Below are 15,482 nucleotides of genomic sequence, written 5' to 3'. Positions count from 1 at the left end.
GGTCTCCGTACGCCTGGCGTTCGGCGCGACTGCGCCGGCGGCGTCTGTCGCGGAAGCTGTCTGCTGGAGGACCTTGGCCTGCATGTCTGGTGGCTCGTCTCTGGTGGCTCGTCGGGTCGCTTGTCTGGCGTGCGTCAGACGTCGTCGTAGACGACTTCAAGCGAGGGCTTCTGGATACTGGCCGCGCCGCACATGTCTTCCACCGTGGCCGGCTCCAGCACCACATCGCGCCCCACCGCATCGCCGGAGAACAGCCCCAGCAGGTCGTCCGGCGACAGCGGCTGCGGCCGCTTTGGCGGCGCCTCGGCGACATTCGCGCCCAGCTGCTCGAACAGCGACGCCCACTGGCCGCCGGGCATGCCGATGATCTGATAGGCCGCGCTCTTGCGCCGGATGTCTTCATCCGCCGGGATCGATGCGAGCACCGGCACACCGGCCTTCTCCGCCCAAGCCTGGGCCTCGCCGGTGCCGTCGTCCTTGTTGATGACGATGCCCGCCACGCCGACGTTGCCGCCGAGGCCGTGAAAATACTCCACCGCCGAACAGACGTTGTTGGCGACGTAGAGTGACTGCAGGTCGTTGGAGCCAACCACGATGACCTTCTGGCACATGTCCCGCGCGATGGGCAGGCCGAAGCCACCGCACACCACATCACCGAGGAAGTCCAGCAACACGAAGTCGAAGTCCCAGTCGTGGAAACCGAGCCCTTCCAGAATCTCGAAGCCGTGGATGATGCCGCGGCCACCACAGCCCCGGCCGACCTCCGGCCCACCGAGTTCCATCGCGAACACACCGTCGCGCTTGAAGCAGACGTCACCGATACTGACGCTGTCGCCGGCCGCCTTCTTGCGGGCCGAGGTCTCGATGATGGTGGGACAGGCCCTGCCGCCAAACAGCAGCGTGGTGGTGTCGCTCTTCGGGTCACAGCCGATCAGCAGCACCTTCTTGCCCTGTTGCGCCATCATGTAGGACAGGTTGGCAAGGGTGAAGCTCTTGCCGATGCCGCCCTTGCCGTAGATGGCGATGATCTGGGTCTGCTTGTTGCCGGCCCCGGACTGCACCGGCAGTTCCAGATTGACCGCAGTGGCGCCCGTGGCCGCTGAATTACCCATGCAAACCGCTCCAGTCGAGAATCATTTTCAGACAGGCCGGATCATTGAAGGCCGTCTCGTAGGCCTCGGCCGCATCGGCCACGGCACTGCGATGCGTGATCAGGCCGTCCAGGGACAACCGCCCGGACTCCACCAGACCCCGCACCGCCACCAGGTCCGGCTCACGAAATTCTGCCGCCACCCGCAGCCGCAGCTCGCGCATGAAGGCCGGCGGAAAATTGAACGACAACGGCGCCTCGTAGAAGCCAGCGAGGACGATCTCGCCACCCGGTGCCAGCCGCCCGATGAGGGAATCCAGCAGGCTGCCGTCGCCGCTGACGTCGTAGATGGCGCGATAGTCGCGGCGCTCGTCGGCGGCCGGATCCAGCACGGTGTAGCCCGCCGCGCCCTCACACCGCCGGGGGTTGGTCTCCCATACCACCGGCGCAGGGGCGTCCACGGCCACCGCGATGCGCGCCAGCAACCGGCCAAGCACGCCATGACCGATGACCAGATCCGGCGCAACCTTGGACGAACCGTCGGCGTTCTCGCCGCAGGCCGCATGGTAGGCGGTTGCCGCCAGGGCCATCAGCACGCCTTGCTCGCCCAGCGCGTCCGGGATCGGCAGCAGCCGATCGGCGGCCACCACCACGCGTGATGCCGCGCCCCCGAACAGGCCGTTGACCTCGCCATAGCAGCGGGCGCCCGGCACAAACACCAGCTCGCCCTCGGCGCGGTCGCCCTCTGCGGCGGCCTGTACTACCCGACCCACGGACTCATACCCCGGCACCAGCGGATAGCCCATGCCCGGGAAGGGCGGCATGGTGCCGGTCCAGAGCAGGCGCTCGGTGCCGGTACTGATGCCGCTATAGAGCACATCGACGACACAGTCACCCGGCCCCGGCGGGGTCAGCGGCAACTGCCTCAGCGCCAACTGGCGCGGTGCCTGCAGCACCACGGCTTGGGCGGTCATGTCGATGGAAGCGGTCACGGTGGTTTGTGGCGGTAATAGTTGCGCGGTCGGCGGACGATGCTGACGTAGTGTCAGTCTAGCTTGACCAGTTGGAATGTCAATAAAAATTTACAGTTCAGGTGTCAATGCGGCTTGGCACATCGCCCCGCTCACGCGACCTTGGCGATCAGCAGACGGGTCTGCAGCGGGCGGCGCGTGCGCACCAGCCTGATCTGATCGAAGCCGGCCTCGCGCAGCATGGCCCGATGCTCGCGCAGCGGTCGCGTGCGGCCGCTGCCCATGGCCAGCAGGTAGAGGCCGAAGTAGGCATCGCCGACGGGTTCCACCCCCGGCACCTCCGACATCGGCTCGGTGATCATGAGCGTGCCGCCCACGGGCAGCGCCGCGCGCACCGCGCGCAGGATGGTCATGGCACCGTCGTCGTTGTGGTCCAGGATGACGCGCACCAGGGAGATGATGTCGGCACCCTTGGGCAGCGGATCGGACTTGACGTTGCCGCCGACCACCTGTACCCGGTCGCCCACACCCGCCGCATCGAAGGTCTCGCGCGCACGCTCCACCACCGCCGGCAGATCGAACAGCATCAGTTGCAGATCCGGCCAGCGCCGGGCGGCCTGCAGCAGGAAACGGCCCTCGCCGCCACCGACGTCCATCAGGCAACGGTGCTCGCCCAGGGAATAGGCGTCGAGGGTGTCTTCCGCCACAAAGCCGCTGGAGGCGGACATCAGGGTGCTGTACTCAGCCACCCGCTCCTCGCCATCCGCCGCCGGATCCGCCGAGCCGGCGTAGGACCAGTAGCGGCCCAGCTCGGTCTCGGTGAGCTCGCCGCGGAACAGTGCCAGCGGGTCGTCCAGATCGTGATAGAGCATGCGGTGATGCCGCACCATGGCGGCGATGCCCGGATTGCCCGGCATGGCGATGCCGAGCTTGCCGAGGCCGTAGCGCGCCGCGCCGGCGGCGTCCGTCCCGCGACGCTCCAGCAGATCGATGGCCACCGCCGCGCGCAGCAGCCGGTCGGCGGCGGTGACGGACATGCCCATGTGCGGCGCCAGCTCGGCGGCGGTCAGCGGCCTGTCGGCGAGCCGGTCGAACAGGTCGAGCTCGACCAGGGCATAGAGGATCTGCGAATAGACGAATCCGGCGGTGATGTCGAACAGGCCCCGCGCGCGGCGCGCGGCCTCGAACCGGGTCAGCGGGAAATCTGCCGCCCAGCGCTGAAATGCCGGACTGGCCAGTTTGCGGTCACGCCAGGCGCGCCAGCGGTCGATGAGTGACACCTGCACCTCTACCCCTTGGTTTCATGGATGGTTCAATGTGATGGAGCGATCAACCCAGCCGCTCACCCAGTTGCCGGGGCAACAGCCGCTGCATCTCCGCGCGCACCATGGCGCGGAGCTGATCGGCCCCGGGGCAGTCCGGGATCGAATCGACGGCACCGCGCATCAGTTCCAGCAGGCGCTCCATGGCGCCCTCCACGCCGAGTTCGGCCACGGCACTGGGTCGGCCGTGGGCGGCGTCCTGCCCCACCGGCTTGCCCAGCTCCTCGGCACTGGACGCGACGTCGCGCAGGTCGTCGGCCACCTGGTAGGCGAGACCGAGATTCTCCCCCAGCCGCCCCCAGGGGTCCGGATCCATGCCGGCGGCGGCCGCGCCGGCCTCGGTCGCGGCGGAGAACAGCGCTGCGGTCTTCTGGCGATGGTAGGCCGTCAGGTCCACCTGCGGTTCGCACTCCCAGGCCTGACCGGCGACGATGCCGGTGGCCAGCCCCACCGCGCGGCCGATGATGCCGGTCAGGGACACCAGGCGGGCCGGGTGCCGGGGCGCATGCCAGGCCAGATTCTCGAACGCCAGCACGATCAGTCCGTCGCCGGCCAGCACCGCGAGCCGTTCGCCGAAGGCCCGATGCACCGTCGGCTGGCCGCGACGCAGGTCGGCATCATCGAAGCAGGGCAGGTCGTCATGCACCAGCGAGGCGCAGTGCAGCAGTTCCAGCGAGGCCGCCGCCGCATCGCTCAGCGCCGGCACGTCATCACCACAGGCGTGGGCGACGGCCAGCAGCAGGCGCGGACGGGCGCGGGAGGCCGGCGCCATCACCGCATGCCGCGCGGCCTGCGCCAGCAGCGGCGGCGCCTCGGCCCCCAGCCCTCGGGCAAGGGCCGCCTCAAGGGCTTGCTCAATGCGTTGCACGGCATCCATCGTCGGGCATCTCTCCTGGCAGACGGATCGAGGGCCGACCCGAACTGTAAGCATTTTTTGTCATTCGCAGGTGTCAGCAAAGATAGACACCCGCCCCATGACCGTCAACGCCACAGACGCGCCCGCAGGGGGGAGCAGATCAATTGAATGGCAAAAAAGGGGGGCTGGCGGAGCGGTAGCCGCCGAGGATGCGAGGGGATGCGAGGGGATGCGAGGGTATGCGAGGATTGGCGGGATGGAGATGGGGGATCCGGGCTCAGTCTCCCAGCAGCAGGGCCTTGGCGGCGTTGATCCGGGCGGCCAGGTAATCGGAGCCGCCGCGGTCCGGATGGAACTTCTGCATCAGCCGCCGGTGCGCGGCGCGGATGGCCTCGGCATCGGCATCCGGGCCGAGCCCGAGGATGGCCAGGGCCTCGTCCCGACCCATGGCATGACCGGCCTGCGCGGCGGCGCCGGCGTGGGCATCGTCGCCGACGCCGGCGCCGGCGGCATCCCGCCAGGCATCGCCATGCTCGCGATCCAGGTACGCCACCAGCACCGACGCCGAGCGGGGATCCGACTCCTGGTACAGCTCCAGCATCCGTAGCAGCTGCGGCAGCTCCAGTTCGGACAGGGCACGCCCGGCGAATGGCCCCTCGCGCACCCTGCCGTCCATGCGTCCGCTGTCGTGCTCCAGCGTCATGTCCAGATAACGGGTGCGGATGGACGAGCCCCGGCCAGCACCCGCGGTCCCGCCGGGTCCCCCAGTGGTCCCCGGCGGCGGCACCAGGCCGCCAAGCCCCAGCGCCCGCAACACCTGCTGCAGCATCGGCAGCATGCGCATCAGGTGCAGCAGCCGCATCAGCACCGGCACAGCGGCGGCCAGGGCGGCGAAGATCGGGTTCAGGCGGCCACTCAGCGCCGCCAGCATCACCAGGCCGATGCCGCCCCACAGCAGCACCTTGCGCAACACCGCCGCCACCTGGTGCGGCGGCGTGCGGCGGAACCAGTGCAGGAACCAGAGCAGCCCGACGATGACCGCCAGCAGGATGATCAGCCGACCCATGGCAACTCCCGGCAAGACGACCGCCGGCTCATCGCCCCTGCCCCAACTGTCGGGTCAGTTGCAGCACGGCGCCACCGCGACGGCGACTGAAATCCGCCAGCGCCTTGCGGCCGCCGGCAGCGAACACGGCAACGGCACCCAGCAGGTCCTTCAGCACCTGCGGGCTGCCGGCATCGAACGGACACCAGGCCCCGCCGGAGAGCCGCGCAATCTCCCGCAGGGCCCGCTCGGCGGTGGGGTCGCGTCCCTCCTGAAACACGAACACCGGCACACCGAGCAGGCCCAGCTTGCCCGCCCGGTCGGCCAGACCGTCCAGGGACTCCTCGACACAGTCGCCGACGAACACCAGCGCATCCACCGGCTTGCGTGCGGCCTCGTCCGCCGCATGCGCCAGCAGCCGGCCGATCTGGGTCAGGCCGGCGGCGCAGCGCACCCGAGTCATGCGCGGCAACAGTTCATCGGCGCTGACGCACCAGGGCGAGGCCTCGAACAGGTGAAAACCCCCGTAGTGGCACAGCTGCACCTCCAGGCCACCGAGATCCCGGGTCTCGGCGAACATCGAGGCCTGGATGTGGGCAGCCTGGTCCCAGGTCGGCTCACGGCTGGCAGTGGCGTCCATGGCGAAGATCAGCCGCCCGCGCGTGCCGCCCGACGGACGCGCGGGCGTCTGCGCGACCTGGCGCAGGAAGGCATCCACCTCGGCGGCACTGGCGGGAGATTGAAGGTCTTTTCCGGCGTTCGGCATGGCGTTTGATCGGTACGGCACTCTGGCGCGCGGAGGGAGAGATCACTGATCAGGCGGGTCCGACTCGTCGACGACCTGCACGCCCGCCGCCAGGGCCTGCTGCACCGGGGAACGGTCCGCCAGCCGCATCAGCTCGGCCCGCTCAGCATCGGACAGATGCCCGGTCAGCAGGACACGACGACGGATCTGCCCGAGCCGGCCGGCGCTGGCGGCCTCCGCGCAGGCGGCCTGGCGATCGTCCGCGTGGGCACGCTCTTGGCGCAGATGGACCTCCACGTCGTCCAGCGTCATGCCCGCTTCCGTGGCGCAGGCGCGCAGCGTCATGGACATGCTGGCGCCCAGCGCCATCAGCAGCAGTTCGTAGGGATCGGGCCCCAGTCCCGCGTCCCGGGCCTCGTCCGCCAGCAACTGGTGGCGCTCGCCATAGAGCCCGCGCAACAGGCCCTCGTTGCGCTCGGTCACCTTGACCTCGCCGGCCGCAACCAACGGTGCTGTGCCGCTGCCGGCCTCCTCGGCGTGCCGGCGCAGGCCCAGGTAACGGCTGGCCCAGGCCACCAGGGTCTCGGCCACGTACTCCGAGTCTTCGCGGTTGGTCAGCATGTGGTCCGCCTGGCACAGCGAGATGAAGCTCTTCGGATGCAGCGCGGCGCGGTAGATCTTGGCCGCCTCCTCGATGGACACGATCTCGTCCACCGGCGAGTGGAAGATCAGCAACGCCCGCTTCAGTCGGCGGATGTGCTCGGCGTCGGCGTACTGGGCCAGGTCGTCGAGGAACTGCCGGCGGATGCGAAACCGCTTGCGCCCCACCTGCACCTCCGCCTCGCCCCTGGCCTCCAGCTCGCCGCGGGCGCCGCTGAACAGGTGCTCGACATGGCCAGGCGTGGCCGGCGCGGCGATGGTCACCACCGCCTCCACCGAATCGAGCCGGTGCGCCGCCGCGAGCACTGCGGCCCCGCCCAGGCTGTGCCCGATCAGCAGCGACGGCGCCTGGTACTGCGCCTCGAGCATGCGGGCGGCGGCCAGCAGGTCCTGCACATTGGAGGTGAAGCTGGTGTTGGCAAAGTCGCCGTCGCTGTTGCCCAGCCCGGTGAAGTCGAAGCGCAACACCGCGATGCCGCGGGCCGCCAAAGCGCGACTGATGCGCGATGCCGCGGCGATGTCCTTGCCACAGGTGAAGCAGTGCGCGAACAGCGCATAGCGCTGCGTGTCGACGTCCGCCGGGGGCGTCTCCAGCAGACCGGCCAGGGTGTGTCCCTCGGTGTTCTGAAAGTCGAGTTTGATCCGTGCCATGGCCGTCTTTGCTCCCACTGGAATCCGTCGTCGCCCTGACCGCCAGTATGAGGGCAGGTGTTGTCCGGCTTCAACGCGAAGCGGCGCGCAGACGCCCTACCCTACGGGAAGACCCTATCAGGGATTTCCCTTATGACGCATTCTTGGATATCATGCAGCGCAACAAACTATGGCTTGCCCCTGCGGCATCGACGGTGAACACCCATGCGAATTGCTTCCACTCTGGCGCTCGGCGCCGCACTCTTTCCCACACTGCTGCTCGCCTCGGCGGCCTCGGATAGCGGCGCGCCAGTATCGGAACGCGGCACGACGTTGGCCACTGCGACGACCACCACCGAGTCGAGCCCGGCACAAGCGCCGGCAGCGGATCCCGAACTGCTCTGCCTGGCGCTGAACATCTACCACGAGGCCCGCTCCGAGCCGGAATCCGGCCAGATGGCCGTGGCCCGGGTCACCCTCAACCGGGTGGCGTCGGACGCGTTTCCGGGATCCATCTGCGGGGTAGTGAAACAGGGCGGACAGCAACGCAACCGCTGCCAGTTCTCCTGGTGGTGCGACGGCAAGTCGGACCATCCCACGGAACAGGAGGCCTGGCACCGGTCGCTGCGGATCGGCCGCCGCGCCCTTGCCGAAAAGGACCCGGACCCCACCCGCGGTGCGCTCTACTACCACGCACACTACGTCAAGCCAAGCTGGTCCCGCGCTTTCCAGCGCACGGCGCAGATCGGCCAGCATCTGTTCTACCGGCCGACCCAGAGCTGACGACGCCGTGACAGCACCACCGCCGCCAGCAGCATGAGCGCGGCGGCGAGCAGGGTCGGCAGGCTGCCGAAGCGCGAGAAGGGGGTGCTGCCGGAGCGCGGCTGGATCTCCGCCACCAGCCCCGCGCGAACGAACAGCGGCAGGGCGTCAATAACCCGGCCCCGGTGGTCGATGATGGCGGAGATGCCGCTGTTGGTTGCCCGCACCAGCGGACGGCCGTTCTCCAGCGCACGCAGACGGGCGAACTCCAGATGCTGGTGCGGCGCCAGCGAATCGCCGAACCAGGCATCGTTGCTGACGTTGATCAGATAGGCCGCATCCGGCAGGGCCTGGCGCACCTCCTGCGGAAACACGTCCTCGTAGCAGATGGATACCCCCACCGCATGCGACCCCACCTGCAGCAGCGGCCGCTCCGCCTGGCCGCGACTGAAGTCGGACATCGGCACCTGGAACCAGTCGATCAGCGGTGACAACTGGGCCTTGAACGGCAGGAACTCGCCGAAGGGCACCAGGTGCCGCTTGTAATAGTGGTCAGCGGCACTGCCCAGGCTGATGAGCCCGTTGTAGTAATGCTCGCGGTCTTCCATGACCGGCACGCCGATGACCACCTCGGCCCCCTCCGCCCGCGCGGTCTCGGCCAGGGGCTCGATCAGCACCCCCTGCACCTGATGCAGAAAGTCCGGAATGGCCGTCTCCGGCCAGACGATGACATCGCTGTGGAGATGCCGGCGCGTGAGTTCCAGATACACCTCAAGCGTCGGCAGCAGGCCGTCCGGCTCCCATTTCAGTGCCTGCTCCACGTTGCCCTGCAACACGCTGACCGACAGCGGCTCGCCCCGGGGCTGCGTCCACTCGACACGGGCCAGCAGCGCCGACCCCAGCCAGATGACCGCCAGTGTGAACGTCAGCACCGCCAAGGCCGCCGACCGCGACCAACCGGCCCTGCGCCTGTCCCGGACCAGGCACCAGACCAGGCCCGCCGACAGCGCCACCGCCAGGCTCAGGCCATGGACACCGAGCACGGGCGCAAGCCCGGCCAGAGGGGCACCGATCAACGGCAGGGCATTGATCTGAGCATTGCCCACAAGCAGCCACGGGAAGCCCGTGAACAGCCACCCCCGCAACCATTCCAGCAACACCCAGACCGAGGGCAGGACGAGCAACGGCCCCACCCATTGAGGGCCATCGGCGGGGGGCTGCAGGCGACGGATGAGCCAGGCCGCCAGGGCGTAGTACAGGGCCATGGCGGCGACGAACACCAGCATCAGCCCGTTGGCGATGGGCGCCGGCAGGTTGCCGAACTCGTTCAGGCTGATGCGGATCCAGAAGACCCCGGCAGCAAACAGGCCCAGCCCGAACAGCCAGCCCCGGAAGGCGGCGGCGCGGGGCGCGGCCGAGCGGATCAGGTGATAGAACAGCGCCAGGCCGAGCACGGCGAATGGATACCAGCCGAAGGGCGCAAAGGCCAGCACCACCACCGCACCGGCCGCCAGGGCCAGGGCCGAGGGCAGTAACCACATCACAGCAGAACGCCACATCAGCGGGCGGGATGCGGACATGGCTCAGTCGTAGCGCGTATCCTTCCAGCGACGCAGCGCGGTAAACACCTCGGTCGCGTCCGCCAACCGGGCGCCGGCGAACCCCTCTGCGGCGGCGATCACCGCCGGCTCGGCGGTGCGCAGAAACGGATTGGTGGCACGCTCCAGGCCCAGTTCCGACGGAACCGTCGGCCGCCCGGCGGCACGCAGCGCCTGTGCGGCCCGCGTGCGTTCCGCCAGCGCGGCGCTGTCGGGCTCCACCCAGGCGGCGAAACCCAGGTTTGCGAGGGTGTATTCATGTGCGCAGTAGCACAGCGTCTCTGCGGGCAGCGCGGCGATGCGCCGCAGCGACACCGCCAGTTGCTCGAAGGTGCCGTCGAAGACGCGGCCGCAGCCACCGGCGAACAGGGTGTCGCCGCAGAACAGCGCACCGGCGCCCAGGTAGGCCACATGGGTCGAGGTGTGTCCCGGCACGGCCAGCACCTGAAACTCGGTCCGCAGCCCCGCCGGCACGACCCGATCTGCGTCGGCCACGGTTTGCGTCACACTCGGGATGCGCCGATCCGCCGGCGCGATCACCTCGGCGTCCGGCCATTCGGCCAGCAGCTCGTCGATGCCGCCGGTGTGGTCGCCGTGGTGGTGGGTCACCAGCACCGCCGTCAGGGTCAGTCCGTCTGCCCGCAAGCGCGCGATCACCGGCTCGGCATCGCCCGGATCCACCACGGCCACGGTCGGCGCGTCGCCCTCGCGCAGCAGCCAGATGTAGTTGTCGTCGAAGGCCGGTATCGGCGCGACCCGCAGACTGTCCATAAGCTTATCCGGCAGCCTATCCGGCGGCATGTCAGGACACCGCGGCCTGTTTCGGCATCGCCGCCTGAGCGACATCAGCGCCGGCACCCAGGCCGAGGGACTGCATCTCCTGGCGGACCGACGCCTCGATGCCGTCTTCGTCCAGCCCGCAGACCTGCAGCTGTTCGTCATGACCGGCCTGATCGACACAGACGTCCGGCAGCCCCAGGTGCAGGCAATGCACGATCACGCCATGGGCGGCCAGGGTCTCGGACACCGCCGAACCGGCGCCGCCGGCCACGGTGTTTTCCTCCACCGTCACCAGCAGCTGATGCTCCTCCGCCAGTTCCAGGATCAGCGCCTCGTCGATGGGCTTGACGAAGCGCATGTTTGCCACGGTGGCATCGAGCCGTTCCGCCACCTCCAGGGCCGGCGCCAGCCGACTGCCGAAGGCCAGCAGCGCCACCCCCTGCCCGCGGCGGCGGATCTCCCCCTTGCCGATGGGCAGGGTCGTCAGCTCCGCCTGCAACGCCACGCCGGGACCGGTGCCGCGGGGATAGCGCACCATGGCCGGCCCCGGATGCTGGTAGGCCGTCTCCAGCATCTGTCGGCACTCGTTCTCGTCCGCGGGGGCCATGATCACCAGATTGGGCAGTGGACGGCCATAGCTCAGGTCGAAGCTGCCCGCATGGGTGGCACCATCGGCCCCCACCAGCCCCGCCCGGTCCACCGCCAGCGTGACATCCAGACCCTGCAGGCAGACGTCATGCACCAGTTGGTCGTAGGCGCGCTGCAGGAAGGTCGAGTAGATGGCGACCACCGGCTTCATGCCCTCGCAGGCCATGCCCGCAGCCAGGGTCACCGCATGCTGCTCGGCGATGCCGACATCGAAATAGCGCTGCGGAAAGCGCGACGAGAACTCCACCATACCGGAGCCCTCGCGCATGGCCGGGGTGATGCCCAGCGCGCGCGCGTCCCGCTCCGCGATGTCACACAGCCAGTCGCCGAAGATCTGGGTGTAGCTCTTGCCGCCGCCCTTCTTCTTGTGGATGGTGCCGGTCTTCAGGTCGAATGGCGTCACCCCGTGGTAGGTGGTGGGCGCATGCTCGGCGGGCTCGTAGCCGCGTCCCTTCTTGGTCACCAGATGCAGCAGCCGGGGGCCGGGCATCTTCTTCATGTTCTGCAGCGTGGAGACCACCGCATCCATGTCGTGGCCGTCGATGGGGCCAATGTAATTGAAGCCGAGCTCCTCGAACATGGTGCTGGGCATGACCATGCCCTTCATGTGCTCCTCCCAGCGGCCGACCAGTTCGCGCAGCTGCGGCATGCCGGCCAGGGCGCTCTTGCTGCCCTCGCGCATGCTGGTGTAGACCCGTCCGGACAGCAGCCGGGCCAGGTGGCCGCTGATGGCCCCCACCGGCGGCGAGATCGACATCTCGTTGTCGTTCAGGATGACCAGCAGGTCCGGATCGAGCGGGCCGCCATGATTGAGGGCCTCGAAGGCCATGCCGGCACCCAGGGCGCCGTCGCCGATCACGGCGATGACGTGCCGGCGCTCGCCCTTCAGCCGCGCCGCAATGGACATGCCCAGGGCCGCGCTGATGGAGGTGCTGGAATGGCCGACGCCGAAGGTGTCGTAGGCGCTCTCGCTACGCTTCGGGAAGCCGGACAGACCGCCCTTCTTGCGCATGCGTGCCATGCGTTCGCGCCGACCGGTGAGGATCTTGTGCGGATAGGCCTGATGGCCCACATCCCACACCACGCGGTCTTCCGGGGTGTCAAAGACGTAGTGCAGCGCGATGCTGAGTTCCACCACCCCCAGGCCGGCGGCCAGATGCCCGCCCGTGCGCGAGACACTGTCGATCAGGAAGGCGCGCAGCTCGGCGGCAAGCGGCTCCAGGCGACTGGCCGGCAGGGCGCGCAGGTCCGTGGGATCGTTGATCGTGCTGAGCAACGGATAGCGCTCGGCATCGGTCTCGGGGGCGGTACGGGAGGAATCAGGCATCGGTGGCATAGCGATCACGAAAGGGCTCGGATCGGGCGATTGTAGACGATGGCATCGCACGAGGTCTTGTTTCCGCGCAATCCGCCGGGGATTAGCTGGCCCGCTGACCTGCATCAGGATGCCGGGCCCTCAGAGGGGGACAGCGCCGCGCGCGCCTGCAGATAGGCCGGCTCATAGGCGCGCAGGGCATCGCGCAACGCATCGGCCGGGATGATCGGCGACAAGGCTCGCGCCAGCACATTGCAATTCCACAGCCCGATCACGGGCTGCCGGCCGAAGGCATAGCGACCGCGCTCATCCAGCGGGCTGGCGACGAAGGCATCGTCGCGCGCGTCGGTGAAGGCCGCCGCCCCCAGATCCAGGGTCAGGCCAAGGGCCGACTGGTTGTCGGTATTCATCATGCCGTGCACGAAGCCCGCCGCCTGCCAGCGGGCGATGAGCCGGGCCGTGTCGATGACCATGGCCCGGAACAAGGCAGCGTAGCGGTGCTCGTCCGGCATATCTCCATCGGGCACATATCGATAGTGATGCCGGATCAGGCCGTCCGCCAGCCGGCGCAGGGCCTCCACGTCGCGCTGGAAGTACAGGGCCTCGAAGCTGCCGAAGCGCACATGGCTCGGCGCCAGACGCACCAGGATGGCCGCCCGCTGGAACCCCTGGCGGTACACCATTTCATCGCCGGCGATGACGCACAGACAGCGGGCAACCGGGATACCGAACCCGGCCAGACGCCGGCTCATGTCGAACTCATGCAGACACTCCTCCAGCCCGGCACGCCCGTCTGCTTCGCGGGCGTACGGGGTCCGGCCGGCGCCTTTCAGGCTGATCTCCAGCGACCCCTGGGCGGTGCGGACCTGGCCGAGCAGCAGCACCCGTCCGTCACCCAGGAATGGATTGAAACGGCCGAACTGATGGCCCGCGTATTCCATCGCCAGCGGGCGGCAGCCGGCCGGCAGCGTCTGGCCGCTGAATAACTGCAGAAAGGCCTCCGACGCACAATCCGCCGACTGCAAGCCGATGGACGCCGCGGCCTCGGGGTCGAGCCGCATCAGTTCCGGGCGGCTCAGCGGACGCGGGGACACCTCCGCGCGAAAACGCGGCCCCGGATCGGTCAGGATTGGCTGCAGGACAAGGGACGGGAGTCCGCTCATGCCACTCTGGGGCGGGAAGAAGACCGGCGCAGAGGGAGCGGCGCGCCGGACCCGGCTGCAGACGGCGCGGCGGGGCCGCCGTAGCGACCCCGCCCGCCGGTCAGAAGAAGCCCAGGGGATTGATGTCGTAGCTCACCAGCAGGTTCTTGGTCTGCTGGTAATGCTCGAGCATCATCTTGTGGGTCTCGCGGCCGACGCCGGACTTCTTGTAGCCGCCGAAGGCCGCATGGGCCGGGTAGTGGTGGTAGCAGTTGGTCCAGACGCGGCCGGCCTGAATGCCCCGACCCATGCGATAGGCCAGGTTCATGTCGCGGGTCCAGACGCCGGCGCCGAGACCGAACTCGGTGTCGTTGGCGATGGCCAGCGCCTCCGCCTCGTCCTTGAACGTGGTCACCGAGACCACCGGGCCGAAGATCTCCTCCTGGAACACCCGCATGTCGTTGGTGCCCTTTAGCAGCGTTGGCTGAATGTAGAAGCCGGCACTGAGATCTTCACCGACAGCGTCCACGTCACCGCCGATCAGCACCTGGGCGCCTTCCTCCTGGCCGATCTTGATGTAGCTCAGGATCTTGTCGAACTGCTCCTGGGAGGCCTGGGCGCCGACCATGACCTCGGTGTCGAGCGGATTACCGCGCTTGATCTGCATGGCGCGCTCGATGACCAGGCCGATGAACTGGTCGTAGATGGACTCCTGGATCAGCAGCCGCGACGGGCAGGTGCACACCTCACCCTGGTTGAAGAAGGCCAGCACCGCGCCCTCGACGCACTTGCTGACGAATTCCGGCTCCTGCTGCAGCACGTCCTGGAAGAAGATGTTCGGCGACTTGCCGCCCAGTTCCACAGTGGAGGGAATGATGTTGTCAGCGGCGTATTTCATGATCATCGCGCCCACCGGGGTCGAGCCGGTGAAGGCGATCTTGGCGATGCGCGTGCTGGTGGCCAGGGCCTTACCCGCCTCGTTGCCGTAACCGTTGACCACATTGATCACACCGGCCGGCAGCAGATCACCGATGAGGTCCATCAGCACGAGGATCGATGCCGGGGTCTGCTCGGCGGGCTTGAGCACCACACAGTTGCCCGCGGCCAGGGCCGGCGCCAGCTTCCAGGCCGCCATCAGCATCGGGAAGTTCCACGGGATGATCTGGCCAACCACGCCCAGGGGTTCATGGAAATGGTAGGCCGTGGTGTTTCCGTCGATCTCGCCGATGCTGCCCTCCTGGGCGCGGATGCAGCCGGCAAAGTAGCGGAAATGGTCCACCACCAGCGGCACGTCTGCATTCAGGGTCTCGCGCACGGCCTTGCCGTTGTCCCAGGTCTCGGCAACGGCCAGCGCCTCCAGGTTGGCCTCGATGCGGTCGGCGATCTTGAGCAGCAGGTTGGAACGCTCGGTGACCGAGGTCCGCCCCCAGGCGTCCTTGGCCGCATGGGCGGCATCCAGGGCCAGTTCGATATCCGCCTCGCTGGAACGGGCCACCTGGCAGAATACCTTGCCATTGACCGGTGAGACATTGTCGAAGTACTCGCCACGCACCGGGGCTACCCATTTGCCGCCGATGAAGTTGTCGTACCGGTCGCGAAAATCGACCACCGCGCCTTGGGTGTTGGGGTTTGCGTAGATCATCCTGGGTATCCTCCTCTTTTTGTACCTGATTATCGCTTGTCGAACCCTGCGGTCTGGTTCGAGCCGGCGCTATGATGCCCATACCGACCTGGGTCGGCAAGGCCAAGCGTTCAAGATCGGCGACAGGTTTGCCACACACGCCGCCGCCGGGCAGAACGCCGCAGTTAGGAACGCGCCCAAGACAAGGTGAACACTGTAGGGCGGATAAGCGAAGCGCCACCCGCGGTGTGGGCGGTAGCGGCTGGGCTTGGGGTATAAGCCCGACCCGGGCTCCGG

Annotated in this window: 13 protein-coding genes; 1 reads left to right on the top strand and 12 read right to left on the bottom strand. The window is 68.4% G+C overall.

The window, feature by feature from the left end:
• Positions 1-134: 134 nt before the first annotated feature.
• The 7 genes from F2Q65_RS15755 to F2Q65_RS15725 form a co-directional block, all read right to left on the bottom strand.
• Positions 135-1,112 (bottom strand): chlorophyllide a reductase iron protein subunit X, encoded by a 978-nt coding sequence (locus F2Q65_RS15755; RefSeq protein WP_150094371.1) that lies wholly within the window; start codon positions 1,110-1,112, stop codon positions 135-137.
• Positions 1,105-2,064 (bottom strand): chlorophyll synthesis pathway protein BchC, encoded by a 960-nt coding sequence (gene bchC, locus F2Q65_RS15750; RefSeq protein WP_150094397.1) that lies wholly within the window; start codon positions 2,062-2,064, stop codon positions 1,105-1,107. The genes F2Q65_RS15755 and bchC overlap by 8 nt, the downstream gene beginning before the upstream one ends.
• Positions 2,065-2,213: 149 nt before the next feature.
• The gene (locus F2Q65_RS15745) at positions 2,214-3,341 is read right to left on the bottom strand and encodes a methyltransferase (RefSeq protein ID WP_342782253.1); all 1,128 of its coding nucleotides are present in this window, start codon (positions 3,339-3,341) and stop codon (positions 2,214-2,216) included.
• 49 nt (positions 3,342-3,390) lie between these two features.
• Positions 3,391-4,260 (bottom strand): polyprenyl synthetase family protein, encoded by an 870-nt coding sequence (locus F2Q65_RS15740; RefSeq protein ID WP_150094369.1) that lies wholly within the window; start codon positions 4,258-4,260, stop codon positions 3,391-3,393.
• A gap of 256 nt (positions 4,261-4,516) precedes the next feature.
• Complete coding sequence (locus F2Q65_RS15735; RefSeq protein ID WP_150094368.1) at positions 4,517-5,305, bottom strand: J domain-containing protein; 789 nt, start codon at positions 5,303-5,305, stop codon at positions 4,517-4,519.
• A gap of 28 nt (positions 5,306-5,333) precedes the next feature.
• Positions 5,334-6,050: a VWA domain-containing protein gene (locus F2Q65_RS15730; protein WP_150094367.1), complete on the bottom strand. Its 717-nt coding sequence runs from the start codon at positions 6,048-6,050 to the stop codon at positions 5,334-5,336.
• A gap of 42 nt (positions 6,051-6,092) precedes the next feature.
• A complete protein-coding gene (locus F2Q65_RS15725) occupies positions 6,093-7,340 on the bottom strand; it encodes a bifunctional alpha/beta hydrolase/OsmC family protein (protein ID WP_150094366.1) in 1,248 nt (415 codons plus the stop codon).
• Positions 7,341-7,544: 204 nt separating this feature from the next.
• Here F2Q65_RS15725 and F2Q65_RS15720 point away from each other — a divergent pair, with 204 nt between their 5' ends.
• The gene (locus F2Q65_RS15720; RefSeq protein WP_150094365.1) at positions 7,545-8,102 is read left to right on the top strand and encodes a cell wall hydrolase; all 558 of its coding nucleotides are present in this window, start codon (positions 7,545-7,547) and stop codon (positions 8,100-8,102) included.
• On the opposite strand, the gene lnt is transcribed toward F2Q65_RS15720, so the two are convergent.
• From lnt to exaC, 5 genes are all read right to left on the bottom strand, one after another.
• On the bottom strand, positions 8,081-9,661 hold the full coding sequence (gene lnt / locus F2Q65_RS15715; protein WP_246156276.1) for an apolipoprotein N-acyltransferase: 1,581 nt from the start codon (positions 9,659-9,661) through the stop codon (positions 8,081-8,083). The two genes, F2Q65_RS15720 and lnt, sit on opposite strands and share 22 nt — an antisense overlap.
• A 3-nt stretch (positions 9,662-9,664) precedes the next feature.
• Entirely contained in the window at positions 9,665-10,450 is a 786-nt protein-coding gene (gene gloB, locus F2Q65_RS15710) for a hydroxyacylglutathione hydrolase (protein ID WP_150094364.1), read from the bottom strand.
• A gap of 31 nt (positions 10,451-10,481) precedes the next feature.
• On the bottom strand, positions 10,482-12,434 hold the full coding sequence (gene dxs, locus F2Q65_RS15705; protein WP_150094363.1) for a 1-deoxy-D-xylulose-5-phosphate synthase: 1,953 nt from the start codon (positions 12,432-12,434) through the stop codon (positions 10,482-10,484).
• A 113-nt stretch (positions 12,435-12,547) separates the two neighbouring features.
• Positions 12,548-13,585, bottom strand: a complete 1,038-nt coding sequence (locus F2Q65_RS15700) for a protein adenylyltransferase SelO family protein (protein WP_150094362.1) — start codon at positions 13,583-13,585, stop codon at positions 12,548-12,550.
• A 100-nt stretch (positions 13,586-13,685) separates the two neighbouring features.
• The gene (exaC, locus tag F2Q65_RS15695; protein WP_150094361.1) at positions 13,686-15,206 is read right to left on the bottom strand and encodes an acetaldehyde dehydrogenase ExaC; all 1,521 of its coding nucleotides are present in this window, start codon (positions 15,204-15,206) and stop codon (positions 13,686-13,688) included.
• Positions 15,207-15,482: the final 276 nt, after the last annotated feature.

Source organism: Thiohalocapsa marina (genome assembly GCF_008632335.1).
Lineage (GTDB): Bacteria > Pseudomonadota > Gammaproteobacteria > Chromatiales > Chromatiaceae > Thiohalocapsa > Thiohalocapsa marina.
Note: the sequence above shows the minus strand (reverse complement) of the source record. Positions and strands in the feature narration are given on the sequence as shown.